Source organism: Halococcus salifodinae DSM 8989, from assembly GCF_000336935.1.
GTDB classification, from domain to species: Archaea; Halobacteriota; Halobacteria; order Halobacteriales; family Halococcaceae; genus Halococcus; species Halococcus salifodinae.
Genome location: NZ_AOME01000027.1, coordinates 62,259 through 77,830 on the forward strand (window position 1 = coordinate 62,259; position 15,572 = coordinate 77,830).

Annotated in this window: 11 protein-coding genes and 2 pseudogenes; 7 read left to right on the plus strand and 6 right to left on the minus strand. The window is 55.0% G+C overall.

The window, feature by feature from the left end; all coding sequences use genetic code 11:
- Positions 1 to 35: 35 nt before the first annotated feature.
- Entirely contained in the window at positions 36 to 770 is a 735-nt protein-coding gene (locus C450_RS05605; RefSeq protein WP_005041164.1) for a recombinase family protein, read from the minus strand.
- A gap of 1,024 nt (positions 771 to 1,794) precedes the next feature.
- Between C450_RS05605 and C450_RS21470 the strand changes: the two genes are divergently transcribed.
- On the plus strand, positions 1,795 to 2,583 hold the full coding sequence (locus tag C450_RS21470; protein ID WP_152424420.1) for a hypothetical protein: 789 nt from the start codon (positions 1,795 to 1,797) through the stop codon (positions 2,581 to 2,583).
- Positions 2,584 to 2,651: 68 nt separating this feature from the next.
- A complete protein-coding gene (locus C450_RS05610) occupies positions 2,652 to 3,134 on the plus strand; it encodes a hypothetical protein (protein ID WP_005041166.1) in 483 nt (160 codons plus the stop codon).
- A 400-nt stretch (positions 3,135 to 3,534) separates the two neighbouring features.
- On the opposite strand, the gene C450_RS05615 is transcribed toward C450_RS05610, so the two are convergent.
- From C450_RS05615 to C450_RS05625, 3 genes and pseudogenes are all read right to left on the minus strand, one after another.
- The gene (locus C450_RS05615; RefSeq protein ID WP_005041167.1) at positions 3,535 to 5,529 is read right to left on the minus strand and encodes a transposase; all 1,995 of its coding nucleotides are present in this window, start codon (positions 5,527 to 5,529) and stop codon (positions 3,535 to 3,537) included.
- Between the two features lie 204 nt (positions 5,530 to 5,733).
- Positions 5,734 to 6,021 (minus strand): annotated as a pseudogene (locus C450_RS05620) (recombinase family protein); the annotation flags it as partial.
- Positions 6,022 to 6,525: 504 nt separating this feature from the next.
- A complete protein-coding gene (locus tag C450_RS05625) occupies positions 6,526 to 7,818 on the minus strand; it encodes an alpha/beta hydrolase family protein (RefSeq protein WP_049909890.1) in 1,293 nt (430 codons plus the stop codon).
- 263 nt (positions 7,819 to 8,081) lie between these two features.
- On the opposite strand from C450_RS05625, the gene C450_RS05630 reads away from it, so the two are divergent.
- The 5 genes and pseudogenes from C450_RS05630 (at position 8,082) to C450_RS05645 (ending at position 12,973) form a co-directional block, all read left to right on the plus strand.
- Positions 8,082 to 9,842 carry a transposase gene (locus C450_RS05630; RefSeq protein ID WP_152424421.1) on the plus strand — a complete coding sequence of 587 codons (1,761 nt, stop codon included), beginning with the start codon at positions 8,082 to 8,084 and terminating at the stop codon, positions 9,840 to 9,842.
- 115 nt (positions 9,843 to 9,957) lie between these two features.
- Positions 9,958 to 10,134: pseudogene (locus C450_RS23680) on the plus strand (helix-turn-helix transcriptional regulator); the annotation flags it as partial.
- Complete coding sequence (locus C450_RS05635; RefSeq protein ID WP_152424422.1) at positions 10,135 to 10,677, plus strand: transcriptional regulator FilR1 domain-containing protein; 543 nt, start codon at positions 10,135 to 10,137, stop codon at positions 10,675 to 10,677. It begins immediately after the preceding pseudogene.
- A gap of 137 nt (positions 10,678 to 10,814) precedes the next feature.
- The gene (locus tag C450_RS05640; protein WP_005041177.1) at positions 10,815 to 11,732 is read left to right on the plus strand and encodes a hypothetical protein; all 918 of its coding nucleotides are present in this window, start codon (positions 10,815 to 10,817) and stop codon (positions 11,730 to 11,732) included.
- Complete coding sequence (locus C450_RS05645; RefSeq protein WP_005041179.1) at positions 11,732 to 12,973, plus strand: hypothetical protein; 1,242 nt, start codon at positions 11,732 to 11,734, stop codon at positions 12,971 to 12,973. The genes C450_RS05640 and C450_RS05645 overlap by 1 nt, the downstream gene beginning before the upstream one ends.
- An 88-nt stretch (positions 12,974 to 13,061) precedes the next feature.
- Here the strand turns inward: C450_RS05645 and C450_RS20665 are convergent, their stop codons facing one another.
- Both C450_RS20665 and C450_RS05655 read right to left on the minus strand, forming a co-directional pair.
- Complete coding sequence (locus C450_RS20665; protein WP_161606942.1) at positions 13,062 to 14,054, minus strand: outer membrane protein assembly factor BamB family protein; 993 nt, start codon at positions 14,052 to 14,054, stop codon at positions 13,062 to 13,064.
- Positions 14,055 to 14,591: 537 nt separating this feature from the next.
- A complete protein-coding gene (locus C450_RS05655) occupies positions 14,592 to 15,569 on the minus strand; it encodes a YndJ family protein (RefSeq protein WP_241430263.1) in 978 nt (325 codons plus the stop codon).
- Between the last annotated feature and the right edge of the window lie 3 nt (positions 15,570 to 15,572).

Here is a 15,572-nt window from a genome sequence, read left to right on the forward strand (position 1 = left end):
GTTGTGTCGGGTATCCGATCGTACCGTAAGCGAGACTATAACCGGTCCGGTTCGTTCCGCGTACTGAGCGAGGGGAGTTCCTTCTCGCCGGCGTCGACCTTTGCGCGTTCGAGCCGCCACTGCCCATTGTCGAATGGTACGTCGTAGTTCGCCTCAGCTCGTGCGAGGATGCTTCGAATCTTCGAGTCGGGTATCTCGAAGAACGCGGCAGTGGCCTTCTTCTCGCGGCCCTTGCGAACCTCGCGGATGAAGTTCTGGACACGAACGTACTCGGCGGGCACTTGTTGGAGGAAACCGTCCTCGACGGTGTAGCCGAACGGAGGCCGACCGACACGCTTGCCGTCCGCGATGGCGGCGTCGATTCCCTCCTGGACGCGCGAGCGAATCATCTTGCGCTCGGCGTCGGCGAACACCATCATCATGTTGAGCATCATCTCGGCCATCCAGTCGTCCTCGCCGACCGTACCGATGGGCTGGTTCACGAGGTCGATGTCGACGTCTTTCTCACGGAGATCATCGACGAATCCGGCGAGATCTGCGAATGATCGCCCGAGTCGATCGAGTTCGTGGGCGACCACCACGTCGTACTCGGCGACGTGCTCGCGGAGACGTTGGTACTCTTGCCGTGAGACAGAGGCTCCGCTCTCTCCAAGATCGCAAAACCACTCGATTTGGTTGCCCTCCTCGCTGTACTTCTGGCGGATCGCACGCATCTGGCGATTCTCGTTCTGGTCGTCAGTCGAGACGCGGACGTAGGCGGCGATTTGCATGGTGAATTCGGACACCCTAACGACACCGCCGAACAGTATATAAAGAACGGGGGTTTTCTGGTCGACCTCGAAAACTGGTGTTTTTCTGGGCACTCAAGATCGTTTTCCAGTTCTCCCTCAGATTTATCGACAAATGATTCCACGACCACTCCCAGATACCGACACATCTGAGGCCACGAGAGTGATGAGTGAAGATGGGCCAGATTCGCCGCGGTGGGTACCGTGGTGTACTTCAATAGGCCCTAAATATCGGCACAAAAGTATCAGAGTATAACCAAAGAGTATTTTATGCTAACAAGTGGAGGGGTTGATGATGTCTGATAGCGATAAACTGAAGCGGTCAGAGGTCGTAAAGTTCCCCCAGAAACGACGAGGTGCACTTCGCAGTATCGCTATTGGAGTTGCTTCCACATTAGGAATCAGCGGAACTGCATCTGCGACAGATACGCAGAAGGTGAACCCAGAAGATACTGTACAGGAGTCCCTTAGCGTGGATGTAGAATCCGCACGAAATGCCTTGAGTGAAGCCAGTACTTCTAGGTTATTCGAACAACTAGCCGAAGACGGATTGATCTCAGAGCAATCAATTGAGGCAATACCATTTGATGAAATGGTAGACGATTCGCAGCTGGGAGAGATTGAGCATTTATTGGTTAATGGAAAATTCGAGCAGTATAATTATCATATCTCAGTAGATGGCGCTCGACTCGAGATCATGCTTCCACTGTCCGATATGGTTCCTGCTGCATTTTTTCATCAGAAAGATGCGCCCGAGATTGTCTACTCCCCCAGCAATGACTATCGAGGAGGCGAACTACAAGCCGAATCTTCCACAGCATCTATAGATTCCGAAGTTTCCACGGAGGCCAATCCTTGTGATCCCCCGCTTTTCCGAGGCTGTACAGGTTGCGTCGCTTGCTGCGGCCTCACCAATTGGTCCAGGGGTGAGGCTAAGCAACCTTGTCCAAATTGTTGGTTGACGAAATGCCACTGGGTTAAATCGTACTGCTGCTAAACAATTCGCATGGCTTCTACTGAGGCAAGCGTTGTTAACAAGCTTCGTCAGCCAGAATACACTGGAGAAAATAGATGTTATCCATGCACATATCTTAATGTATTCATATCTGTGATCCTATCCTCATTTATAGGTCTATTTGTTTCCCCACCCACTGGAGGTATTGCTCTTGTTCTTTCACTCGTTGTGATTTATCTGAGAGGTTATATCATTCCAGGTACACCAACAATCACGCAGCAATATTTTCCCGATCGGGTGTTACAATGGTTCGGAAAGGCACAATCTGCAGACAAGGATGTTGCGAAAGTGTCTAACGAAGTCATAGATAGCGATCTCATAGAATATAGTGAGAAATTAGAGGATCTCAAGCTTGTGGATGAAGTCAAGAACCGTTGGCATACCGAAATTCGCAAGGCAGATCAGGAAGTGGTTGAGCACCGGTTAAAATCTCTGACAAAATCTGATGAAGTGGAACTAAGAGAGGCTGATGGAGTCGCCTATGTAATGGCAGACAACGAAATGGTTCTTCAACGTCGCTCACGACCTGCGATTGTTGCAGATATCGCAATCCTGCCGATATTATCTGTGAAACTTCCTTCATGGGAAAGGTATTCCCTAAACGAAAAGTCTGATGCTATGAGGGTTGTACGTATGTTCATGGACGATTGTCCTGCCTGTGGTTCTGATCTTACACTCGATCAGACGGCAGTTGAAAGTTGCTGTACAAGCAAAGAGGTGTATACGCTCTCTTGTCCAGAATGCAAGACACAAATGTCAGAGATGCCAGTTGCAGATTGATTTATGCATCTAACAAATTGTAACACAGTCTTTGACAGAATAAAAATGGCGGGGAAAAGCTAGAAAACATGTACGAAGCAACAAACGTTCATCTTGGCGACTACACCGACGAGAGCAATAATAAGAAAATCACTTGCACCGACGAAGAAATTCGCCATATTGACGCCGAACGTAAGGAGCCAACCATTGAAACCATCCCTGTTGATGAGATTGCAGAAATCAGGCGAGATACCGACAAGTCTCAGGCAGGTTTCAAACGCATTGGCTATGCGTTCGCAGGGTTTGGACTCATATTCACGTTCATGTCTGTTCCGTTCCTGCTAGCAGGCGTATTCAACCCTATTGCTGGCGGATCGTACCTTTCAGCCGTCCTCTGCTGGTTCGGGTTTTGGATGTTCTACAGAATGGAGCGAGGGATTCTTGATGTCCTCGAAATCCGAGTCGAAAACGATTGGTATCATTTCTTCACAAAGAAAGAAGGCACAACTTTCGACGAGATTCTGTCTCGTCTCCCCCACGATGTCGTGAATAGATCCACTGGTCCTGATTAACCCCCCTAGAGTCGGGGCAGGTGAATTTCTCAGACCCAGAGTATTCGAAATCAACCTCACTGTCTCAAATATCCCAGATGGCTATGCCTGATTTCAGACTGGAATCAGGCAGGTAGATTTCTCATATATGCCGAATCCAAAATCAACCCCACAAACTAAATTTCGGACGTGATTATGCATGAGAGATGTACCTAGCCGACTTCAGATAGTACTGATGTCGGCTAGGTAGCCGATCAATGCACGGATCGGGCGTTCGTTTCGTCTATTTTCTCAGCGTGATAAACAGTCGCTGATCAATCTCGGGTCGACATCTCGGAATCACCCGATCAGGCTGTGAAATGAACGCCCCCTGAACAGTGCCGCTGCTCACGAGTCGGGCGAACACGGAAGAGTATCGGCGTCAGTCAGGCGGATCGAGACCGTAGAACTGCTTGGCGACGGTCAGGAACTGGTTCGCATCAACCTGCGGTGCATACGACCGGTTTTCGCCGTCGATGGCGAGTTTTACCAACAGATCGACGAGCCGCCAGACGTTGTAGAGGACGCACGCGAACACGAAGTTGAAGAACCGATAGTCGCGCTTGGTCGAGGTGGTCCGCACCATGAAATGCTTCTGCTTCTTGAAGCCATTCTCGATACCCCAACGACGGCGATACCACCGAATCAGCCGCTCGATCATGTGGATGAACGCTCTTCCGTCCATCTGCTGATCACCGGCGTCACGCGCTGTCACGTAGGGATGGTTCGTCTCGAACACCACTGTCTCGGATGTATCCACGTCTCCATCCTGCGCTTTCTGCTTGCGGTCTTCGATATCTTCCTCACGCTGAATGTCCGCGAGCAACCGTGAGAACGACATACACTCGCTCGGTTCACCCTCCACGTCCTCGAACTCCCACTCACCGCACATCTCCCTCCACACCTCTGAGAGGCTGTCATCCTCATCATCGTCGTCCGAATTCGACCGCTGCGGAAGGTAAATCTGCTTGCGTGTGGGCGTCCCGTCGTCGGAATCTTCCTCGGTAACGTGGAAACGGTTGCCGTTGCGGTACATCCACGCGATGGTCTCGGCCTCGTCGCTGCGGTCGAAGATGCGCGTCGGGTTCAGGTAGTGAACGTCGTGCTCCTCACAGGTCTTCTTGACGGGCTTGCTGTCGAACTCGCGGTCCATCATCACGAGGTCGATGTCAACCATCTCGGTCGCCTGTGACAGGAGTTTCTCAACGATCTCGTCTTTCGACTGACCGCGCACGCGCGGAATGGCGTCGAGCACGAGCGGCACGTCCATGCCGACGATTTTCAGCACCGCCCACTGGTAGTAGTCGCTACCGTCCCTGTACCCGAGGATGTCGTCCTCGTGGTCCGCTATGTCGCCGGTGAACGGGAAGCCCTTGGTTACATCGACGGCCGCGAAGACCGATCCGTCGAGCTCACCGTTCTGGCGGGCACGGGCGATCAGCATCCGGGTAGTGTTGCGTAGCATCTCCCGAATCTCCGCGACCGAGAGCTTGCCAATCTGGTAGCGGTGGGTCGAACCCGTCGGGATACGCTCGCGGGTGGTATCGAGCGAGAACGACGCCGGGCCGCTCCGGGCATACATATCCTCGCGCATCCCCATGTAGGCGTGCTGCTCCCAGAAAGCGTTCTCGTGGATCTGCCAGTTCGACCCGCGATCGAGCGCGAACGCGTCGGTCACGAACGGCTTGGCCTGCTGCCACACCTCGTCGGTCTTCTCGGCGACGAGCTGGTGTTCGGAAGGTTCGTCGGCGTCTGGTTCATCCGCTTCGCCACTACCGATCCGGTCCGGAAGCGGGACTTCGCAGGCACAGGCAGCCCTCACAATCGCGTCAGCACACTCCTGTACGGCATCGTGCAGGTCCGCGCCGAAGCGTTCGTTCCATCCCCGCCAGAGCGTCGATTGGTCCGGAAGCGTCTCGAATCCCAGATCTTGGCGAAGCGCGGGATTCGCCCGCAGGTGGTCGTGGAGAGCGGTCTCGTCCCAGCCGTTGATCTCCTCGATCATGAACGCCCGCACCAGGACCGCCATCGGGTACGGTCCCGAGTACGGCGCTAACGAATCGTGCGCGGCGAACGTGAGGTGGTCGAGCGGCAGGTCACAGACCAGCGTCTCGATGTCGGCGTAGTCCGTGGCGTGCTCGCAGCGTGCCTGCGCGATGGTAGTGACGTCCGCGACGAACTCGCCGAGATCGTCGCCTGCCCCGTCTGATTCGCTGTCGAAAACCCGCGACTGTTCGGGGTGGCCGTTGGTGGTGTTGGCGAGAATCGGTGGGTCCGTCCTCGTGGCCTCGTTCGGTCGGTCTTCGGCCAGTGACTGCGTGTCGATGCGTGCGTCCATGTCGGGTGAATCCGCGTCCGACGCTGAGTTCGTACCCATGGCATGTTCGTCACCGTCACCACGAGTCACCCGACAGGCGGACGCTGGGCGGTCCCTCTCCTTACGCGCGTCCACTGTGGTGCGGTGAGTGTTGTGCCATAGGTTTCTGTCGGGTACTCTGACCGTCCCGCCATCAGATTATAATCGATTCGGTTCCTCTCCGGCAGCGGACTGGTTCCGAGCGCTCCCCTCCTCCGCTGGCGATCACTCCTCAGGAGGACTCGTCGGTGTGGTCGGACGTGTGCTTTTGCTGTTGAGCGGCGGGAGGGCCTTTTCACCGGCGTCGACCTTCGCAAGTTCGAGCCGCCACTGATCGTTGTCGAACGGGACGTTGTAGTTCCTCTCGGCCCGCGCGAGGATACTCTGGCTCGCGGAATGGGAGATCTTGAAGAACGCGGCAGTGGCGTGTTTCTCGCGGCCCTTGCGCACCGTGCGGATGTAGATCTGGGTGCGGATGTACTCCGAAGCAATCTGCTGGAGCAATTCATCCTCTCCCCATCATATTAACCATTATCTGTCGTTCCTGACATTTTATCGCACAGGTCCCTAAGTGATATGAGCAATCAGTTGTCGGCTGTCCGCTATTAGCTAAATGATACCCTAGTTATAACAACCCCGATTACGTAGGTAAATAGAGATCATGTCACGCGAGCATATCCAATTCCTCTCTGGCTCAGCGAAGCGTATTCAACTCCTTAGCAGTACCTCCGAATTGAGGATATAATTGCACGGGCGAAGTTAATTATTGCCAATCATTTCAACACACATCGGTAGCACCACCCAATTCAGTTTAATCATATCATCTGTCAGAAAATGGGATTGCTGCTCCGGGTATTACTGGTCGTTCACGAAGGTGCGTTTTGGACCGTCCACGACAGTATAGTATTGGCGGTTACATCGGCGACAGAAACACCAACCGGGGAGTTCTCCGACAAGGCATTCTCCGAGTCGGCTCTTACAGTGCCATCAAAAAATCACCCCGTCGTGTGATGGTCACTAAGTGCTAACTCCCTGGATCCACTCGTTCAAGTCATCGATGACGTTCTCAGCGACGTTGCCGCCGAAGTAAAGGCTGAGTGGGGTTGTCGGCGGCGTGACTGACTGGAAGTAGTGATCCACGTTCATGTAGCATTCAGCGCGGCTTCCCTCGGGGAGATCAGCATCCCGCCAGGTCTCGTAGCGGTTCCGGGAGAACGCGGCGAGTTCGGGCTGGGTCTCTTCGTCGGCACTAAACGTCATCAAAGCGAGCATAGGCACATTGAGGCTGCTGGCAGTAGACACAGGGTCGTACTCCCCCAGGCTCCGATGCCAGACACCGGGACGACCCATGATCGTCTCGTCATCGTCGAACTCGCCCTCGGCGATGCGCCGGAGCGTCTCACGGTCCTCCTCCAATTGGGCTGCCTGCTCCTCGTCAAGGTCGCCGTCAATCTCGAATTCGTACCGGATGATATCGGCGTGCTCTGGGTTCAGGTTTGGATTGGGAGAGCCATCCAGATTCACGACACCTGCGACACCACCGTGGCGGTCGGCGATGCGTGGGGCGCACATCCCACCTTGGCTGTGACCGGCGATGAACAGCGCATCTTCGTGAACGTCATCAACGGTGGCAAGTCGATCTACTGCCGCGACCGCGTCATCAGTCACTACTGCGTCCAAGGTGAGCGCATTGTCGGGGACCTCGTTGTTGGCGAGGCGTTTTTCGTAGCGGAGTGAAGCGATACCCTTAGTGGCGAGTCTCCACGCGATATCCTTCAGGATCTTCGAGTTATCCACTGTGCCATCTGGATCATGGACGCCGGCTCCATGAACGAGCACGACACCTGGAACTGGGTTCCTGTCTTCAGGGGCCGTGAGTAGTCCGTTGAGGGTCACATCTTCAGCGTCAATGGTTACCTCGTGCTCGATAAACGCGTCTTCGTCGGCATAGGATGGTGGTTCGTATGCAAGTGTAAATGAGAACTCGGAGATACTGTCACCTTTGAGGCCCAGCGTCGCGGTTTGGGTACCGTTCTCGAAAGCGAACATAACAGTGACCTCGGTGTCGTCGTGAACGGTTAGCTCGTCTACGGCCTTGGCCTCACCGTACTGCCCGTGTAGACCCCACCAATACTGTTCAAGAACGTTCTCTGGGTCCATCCCTTCCTCGGTGAGGAAATCGGGGAACGAATCGATGATGGCCTCATGCCCGTCATCGGCCAGCATGCTGGTTGCGTCGGTAAACCTTCTATCGATGAACCGTGTTGCGAACTCCCGTGCATTCCTCTTTTCCTCACTCAGGTCATCCATCTCCAAATTGGAAATACTGGCAAGAGGATTAAGTGCCTTATGTTCCACCATATGATGTTGACACTATTCACCGGCTGCTGTGGCTTCAATTTGCTTCGAAACTCCCGTTGAAGAGACTTCCTCTCGAATTCGGCCTCATTTGTAAGTACAGCAACTTAACGGATGGCGCACATGATTAATTATTGAAACAAGTTATATGACGCCCTCCTGAGATGGATAAACACGGTCTTTTTCAAATCCGCACCGAATGGTAGCAGATATTGATGAACAGCGACGATAGCGATTTACCCCTCTCCGACGCCGAGCTTGACGTTCTTGGAGAGACCTACGATGATATTCTTGGAGACGATAGTGATCCCCCTACCCTTGACGACTGGAAGGCTATGGACGTGGAAAACTCCTCAGTAGCATGGATGAACCAGTTCCTGAACGGCGGCCCGCTGAAAGACTTCGACCGTTTTGTTCTCACTACCGCCCTCGGGCCTGACGACGAGGAAGACGCATACGCCGACGACCACCACAGCATTAACTTCTCACCAGTTGTCTGGTCGCTTCTCCTCAAGGAGGCGCGAAACCTCCCCAGCGACGAGCAACTGGAGTTCTACTTGAAAAGACAGAAGAATGTCGCCCAGATGGCCGGCTTCGATAGCGTAGACGATGTCCCACGCAACACGACCTTCTGGCGGGCCTACGCCAACACCGACTCCAACGACCCACGTCTCGACGAGGACGCGATGAAAGCCCTCCGGACCGAAGCCCGGAAGTTGGTAAACCATGCCAAGTGGGCTGGCTTCGAACTCCCTGATGGTTCCGAAGAACATCTCTTCGAGTTCGGGAAACAGGACTTCATAGAGTTGGCCGAGGAGATTGCCCACGACCTGCTCGCTAAGACCCTCCCACACATCGCGTTCGGGCGAGACCCATCACGAACCACGTACTCGCTTCCGTCCATCGTGGGTTTTCTCGCACACCTCGCGCTGGAGGGCGCGTACCCCGAGAACGGGTCGGACACATTCAACCATATGGACCTCTACGAAAACGGCGGGACAGGTGCGGACAACTTCTATCACTACGTCCGGAACCGGAACGCTGAGGAGTGGTTCGACCGGTTCCTCCGTGCGAACGCCGAACTCCTCGAAGAGGCGCGTTCGATGGGGCACTTCGAGAACGCCAGCGAGGTCGCCCTCGACACAACCGGCATCCCGTGGTTCGGGGATACATCGAACAACTTCGTGGACGGCACGAAGCCCTCACGCAATTACGCACACTCATTTCACTTCACGACCATCGGCGTCGTCGGCGACGAAGCCAGCCTGAGTCTCGCCGCCCACCACCTGAAGAACCGCACCGACCAGGACCGCATCCTCCGGGCGATTCTCCAGCGCGTGAAGGGCCTTCACTACTTCTCTGACGACCAGCTGGACGTGGACATCGAGCGCGCGTATCTCGACAAGGGCTTCTACGGCGGGATGCACGTCACCGCGCTCCGGGAGACGGACACCGAGTTCCTCATCAAATCTCGGAAAGTCGAGCCCGTGAAGGACGTGATCGACGGTCTCGAAGAGTGGGACGGGGATTGGGGCATCATGCAGGACTATGAGGTCGGCGACCTCAAGCAGGGAACAAACATCTTCATCCAGCCCTCGGAGAAGCGCGCACCGCGCTACGACGAGAACACCGATGAAGAGGACAAGAAGTACGGTCGCTGGGTGGCGTTCGTCACGGACATCGACCCGGTGTCAGCGGACCGGGAGAAGTTGGCGCGGCAGTTCCGGAATCGCTGGGGTGTGGAGACGCAGTACCGGCAGTTCAAGCACAAGTTCTACCCGCCGACGAAGTCCTCAAAGGGGCGCGTCCGAGCGTTCCACTTCAACATGGCCCAACTGTTCTACAACATTTGGGTGGTCGTGAACCTCGAACTCCGCGACCGTTACGGCGTGCTGGAGCGCCGCCCGGTCACCAGTGACGATGTCCTCCACGCGATCCGTGACGAGGCCATCGAACTGGACGACGTACCAGAATAGTTATACAGGCTAATGTAGATCCTCGACGAAAGTCTGGAAACCGCAGGGATGGGGTTCATTTCACAGAGCCTCATGCAATTATCGAGCCCAATTCGGAGGTACTGTTAGAGCCCTTCGTAAGCAACCGGCCCGTCAGTGTGAGTTGATGGAGCGGTGCTCGGTGTCGCGGCCAGCAGTCTGGCGAAGTCTTGCTGGATTCTCCGACCGCAATTGGGTAAAGGAGGATAGTGGACTGTACCGAATCACAATTATCGGGGAGTTTGTTTTGTCTCACTATGAGACACTCGCCGAGGTGATCGACTGTGCAGGCGAGCGAGCAAGGTTCTTCGATCATCTCGGCGACATCGGCTCGACATTCCCGGCTGAAGCTCTTGCAGAGACGACGGTCGTGACGGCAACGCCAGAGAAGCCCTCCGTGGCGCTCAACCGCTTCAGAGATGCGCTCACTACCTCAACCACCGAGCAGTTTCGCGCGCTCGTGCCCGGAGTACGCCGGGTCGTCGAAGAGGTAAGCTGGCATTTATCCACAATGGACGCCGCTTTCGAGTTGATCGTCGGAGAGACTGCACTCGAACTACAAACAGTACCTGACGCGCTTGTCGAGGCACGCTCGCACGAATGGTTTCGTTTCTATATGTGTCCAAAACCGCTTGAATTTGGAATGCTTCTCTCCGACGACTATGTACTTGTAAGTGCATACGACGAGTGGGGTAATCTTCGGTCATGCCTCGAAGGTATGAACGAACCACTACTCGAATGGGCGGTAGATATCTACAAGGAGCACCGTCAGGATGCAACACCCGCTGACGCTATCTCCGGACTTCCGCAGATATAACTGACTCTCTCCAGGAATACGACCGAATGGCCGTCTATTACAGATAAATGAGTTAACGCCCCCATAACATCGTTACGCACTACAAAATACGTTAACACAAATGAAGATATACGCCCTGCCATTCGTTCGGAAAGTGTATGGAAGACAAACACACCAAAACTGGTGTCGGTCGGCGGACATTCTTGGCCGGTACCAGCTCGCTTGCGGCGTTACCGTTCATCCCAGTTGGTGTATCGAGCGCCAAGCCAACTGGAAATCTGACCGTGCTCGGTGACTTCGAGTCAGGGCTCGATGGCTGGAAGACAAACGGCGGTAACGAGCTTGCTCGGTTCAGTACGGAAGAGTTCCCCGCAGCGGTGATTCATGAAACGCACGCGCTGAGAGTCGGCATCGACGGCGATCCGTTCCCGATGATCGAGAACAAAAAACGGGTCAAGCAAGCGGATTTCGCGGATTCGCCGTATCTCTCCGCAGCGGTTTCACCGACCATCACCGACAGTGATTCCGACGTGGTGTGCAAGTTCAGATATCATCACAATGATGCACCACCGGATAGCGACAAAACCGCTAATGCTGGAAAGGGCCGACAAAAGAAGCCCGTTCTCGTCGAAGAATCGCCAGAAATTACTGTTCCACAGATGGTTCCGACGCGATTATACTGGGACATGAGCGGACTACCGGAAGACGAGCTTTCGAGCCCGAAACGGCTCGAGCTCGTCTGGTATCCAGCCGATCATCCACCGGCAGGAGGTCCACGCGGACGTGGACCGAGTGGCCCGTTCAAATACGAGGGAAGCATGCTGATCGATGATATCCGACTTAGTGACAGTGCAGCAGACCTTGCGGCGGACGCAATACCGACGAAAATGCAGACATACCAACTCGAACACGGTGTACTGACCGAAACGGTTGCGAACGAGTACGAAGATGGACTAGAAGAGGGCGATCTCACGTTCCTTGATGGAACGAATATTCCGTACACGTTCGAGATAACGGACGACGAAAAACGGTTCACGATTGATGACGAAACCTTCGTAGTGGGAGGTGGTGTCTAATGGTGGTCGCAGAACCCGTCGAAGGTGGTGGTGGCGACGAACCGATCACGAACCCGAACCGCGATGTGGCTGCTTCGAGTTCGGTACTGAGCTTCCTCCCTGGTGGAAACGAGAACTCCAACCAAGGTGGTAACGCTCTCAACGGATCGCTATTCCACCTGATAGAGCCTGGCACGGAGATCGACATCGACCTACCAACGGTGTTCGGCTACGGCGGCGACGATATCGTTACCGTACCACTTGGCCCAGTCATAGACAACTGGCTCACCACCGATATGGTAGATAGTTTACCCGAGACCCTGTCTGAGGCGAGGATAAGGGAAGATAATAAGTACGACGAGGTAAGCGGCGCGTACCCGAATTATCGAACCGAGAATCAAGTCGGCGTGTCGTTCGATACGAGGGCTGATAATACCATCATCGAGGACTCGATTGATGTCCGATTCACTGGAACGAGCACGGACAGCGTGCTTGAAGGCGAAGACGTCAACAGTCTGTCAGAGTTTGTTGAAGGACCGAGCAAACCGGGCGGGTATCGCCCACGGTACTGGAACCGTGAGATGATACAGGTCGACGGTGTCGACGCGGTTCGAGTCTCGACCGTTTTCGGTGGCTTCCTTCAATACGGTCGTGATGTCGCCGAATTGATCGCCGAGAGAGGGAGCTTCAATTTCGCTGGTGACATCTACGACTGGGATCTGTCAATACCGAAGGAAGCATATCAGGTTAGCAACGTCACAGCACTAATCAGGGCGATCGAATTGTTCGCTGTCTCACCGAACATCTTCAATTTCCTTGAGTTGACTGTGCTCGCCGATGGACGCCGTTTCGTTCGCTTGCTTGATGCAAGCCCAACGCCTCAACACGTCCTGTACGTTGATGGAGTACAGGAAGGCACATCGGCCTTCTCATACAGCGAACAGGAACTATTCAATTTCCGTGTTGCTGCGTTCTTCGTAGAAGCTAATTCCCGGCTAGTAACGCCATACTACGCACCGAAAAGTCAGTATCTGGAATCAGTCCGGGATGGCGGTATACTAGGTCAGGTGAAGGAACAATTCGCTAAAACTGTCGGTAACCTCCTCATTACCGGGGACAATTTCATTCCTTACGAGGATATAGCGCTTCCGTCACCGCTCATTGGTAAAGGCTTCGAAGGGCCGAATGGCGCGGAGATCCCGACCGATAGCCTCCCGGCGGAGGTACCCGATCCGTTCGTCTACAAACAATCCGAGGAATAATACGCACAAAGGTCCACATCTATAGAAGTGGCGCGGGCCGTTGGCCCTCATCTACCACGTGTACCCGAAATCCCCACGGTTGGGATCATTACCAGAGTCCGAAAACAGCCCCTTCATTATCGGTGACATAGACGGCTCCATCGATGATTGCCGCAGACGAGTATATGCCGTTTCCCGTCTCGACGTACCACTGGTCCTCGCCGGTCGCTGTGTCGAGTGCGAGGAGACCACTCTGATCGCCGATGTAGATGGTCCCACCGGCGATACACGGTCCGGATTCCGGAATTCCGATAGGGGCTTTCCACTCGACGCGACCGGTCGCCGCATTGAGTGCATATAGCGAAAGCGATTCCAATGAGTCGCCTGTCGGTACGTATACACTACCGTTGGCAAGTGCGGGCGATGCCTCTATACCCGTTCCACGATCAAATGTCCACCGAACAGTTCCATCCACGGACGAAAGCGCATACAATTTCGCGTTGCTTCCACTCGCATATACGATTTCAGTCCCGACGGTTGGTGCTCTATCCAGACGGTCGTCTCCACTAAACTGCCAGCGTTTCTCACCGGTCGCCCCATCCAGCGCATACAAGTGACGGTCATCGCTTCCGGCGAACACAGTATTATCGGCGACAGCGACCGCTCCACGAAATCGACTTGCGTATGGATCATCAGCGGATCGGTGCGGGTTTCGAGCAACGCCAGCGAACTGCCAGCGTTTCTCACCGGTCGCTGCGTCCAATGCGTATACTATTCCATCAGTGCTGCCAAAATAGAGCGTTCCGCTATCGAATCGTGGAGCAGCAGCGATTCGTGCAGCTGGCGGTGAAGGAGTGTCTGGTTCAAAATGCCAGCGTTCTTGACGCGAACGTAAGTCCACAGCTTGCATGACATTTCCACTGGCGATATATATCGTGTTGTCAATGATTGTCGGCGGGGAGACGTTCCCTCTTCGAACGGTGTGCCACCACTGCTCTTCTCCTGCACGTGCATCTATCGCACGCAATACCGATAATTCGCCGGAGTCCTGGCTCCCACACACATAGACAGTTCCGTCGATGACACTTACAGATGCTGGCATATTATAACTGTATTCGTCTCGCTGAATCCTTTGTGGGGTTTGGCGAACGTTCTCGGCAAAGTCGTACGTCCACTGCACTTCGATACATCCTTCGGGCGGACTCGCATTCGGCGAGTACCCCGTGTTGTGGATGTCATACTGGAAGGTCGGCCACGCACTACCAGATGGCCCATCCGAATTGTCCTCAGAGGGAGATGTTGACATTTCACACGAAACCGTTGGCTCCTCGTCGCCGGATCCACTCGATAGACAACCACTGACTGTTGCTGCCATTCCACAGAGAGTGAGATACGCTCGCCGGTTCATGATATTGACTCGACCTCTGATAGAATAACAGTTTGGTGTTTGCAAACGAATATAGACAATCGATATTGGAAACTTGGATGCTTTGACGGGTCTCAAGTTGCTCCAAGATCAATCATATGCCATTCCCTCGGTACCCACGTCCAGCGGTGCAATAACAGGTTAGGAGATCTATCGGCTCCAAACTGCGAACGAGAATGCTACAGGCCCTCGTTTCTAGCGATGAAATAGCTACTATCCATTCGCGTTGGGTACCGCCAGCCGCCACCCGACCGTCCCGAGGAGCGCGAACCCGTAGGCGTTCAGCACACCGTGGAGCGTTATCATTCTCGAAATACTCAACCCTAGTAGATTAGCTTCGGTGAACGTCCCAATGCCGTAACCGAGCGCCAGCAGCATCGAAACCGGGAGTACCAGCGATGACACCGCGACGAGCACCCCTTGCAATCGCGGGCGTCCGGGCACGATCCGGATCGTAATGTAGCCACCGAGAACCGCGATCGCAACGGTAAACCCGCCGACTGCGAGCACTTCTACAACCGGGGAGAAGGAAATACCGATGGCGATGAATGCCGGCCCGAACAGGATCACACCGACCAGCACGCGAAACTCCGTCCCTGCTCGGTCGCCCAGCACACGGCCAGCGAGACCCGTTAGCACCGGAAGGACAAACCCCGCGAAGTGGAAATGCACCGCCGTCAACAGGATGATTATCGGCTCGAACCAGAAGGTAATATCGAGCTGATAGAGTACGAGTGCCACGGCCCCAACGATGGAATACGCGAAGCCTGCATCAATAACAGTCTCCGACAGCGGCCACGGTCCACGATCATGCGTCCGTGCGAGTGCCGCGAGACCCAAGAGTCCGGTTACTACCACCCAGGGCACGGCCGCCACTGCTGCTCCCGGCCCGTCCGACGGAAGCACGAGCGAAACGAGGAAGAAGAACGCTCCCACGGGCTGGCCGAGGACCGCTGCCCTGTAGGGACGGCGCGATACTTCCCCGAAGGGGGGCGTCGCTGCCATCCCCATCCCCAATGGGACCAACACGAGCGCCGCGAGCGCGAGTGCCTGCTCCACGGTGGTTGCGAGTTCGCCGACGAAGACGGCTCCCATCCAGAGGATCGCGCCGGCAAGCGAACTCACGTCCGTGACGGCAATCCCGCCGGCCGAGAGGTACCCTGATATAGATGCCGACTCGTCGATACTCATGTC

What these genes read in the sequence shown, in the direction of transcription:
- C450_RS05655 (WP_241430263.1), bottom strand. Translation starts at nt 15,569, where the DNA reads ATGAGTATCGACGAGTCGGCATCTATATCAGGGTACCTCTCGGCCGGC.
- C450_RS05615 (WP_005041167.1), bottom strand. Translation starts at nt 5,529, where the DNA reads ATGGGTACGAACTCAGCGTCGGACGCGGATTCACCCGACATGGACGCA.
- C450_RS05630 (WP_152424421.1), top strand. Translation starts at nt 8,082, where the DNA reads ATGAACAGCGACGATAGCGATTTACCCCTCTCCGACGCCGAGCTTGAC.
- C450_RS05605 (WP_005041164.1), bottom strand. Translation starts at nt 770, where the DNA reads ATGCAAATCGCCGCCTACGTCCGCGTCTCGACTGACGACCAGAACGAG.
- C450_RS05625 (WP_049909890.1), bottom strand. Translation starts at nt 7,818, where the DNA reads ATGGATGACCTGAGTGAGGAAAAGAGGAATGCACGGGAGTTCGCAACA.
- C450_RS21470 (WP_152424420.1), top strand. Translation starts at nt 1,795, where the DNA reads ATGGCTTCTACTGAGGCAAGCGTTGTTAACAAGCTTCGTCAGCCAGAA.
- C450_RS05645 (WP_005041179.1), top strand. Translation starts at nt 11,732, where the DNA reads ATGGTGGTCGCAGAACCCGTCGAAGGTGGTGGTGGCGACGAACCGATC.
- C450_RS05610 (WP_005041166.1), top strand. Translation starts at nt 2,652, where the DNA reads ATGTACGAAGCAACAAACGTTCATCTTGGCGACTACACCGACGAGAGC.
- C450_RS05640 (WP_005041177.1), top strand. Translation starts at nt 10,815, where the DNA reads ATGGAAGACAAACACACCAAAACTGGTGTCGGTCGGCGGACATTCTTG.
- C450_RS20665 (WP_161606942.1), bottom strand. Translation starts at nt 14,054, where the DNA reads ATGCCAGCATCTGTAAGTGTCATCGACGGAACTGTCTATGTGTGTGGG.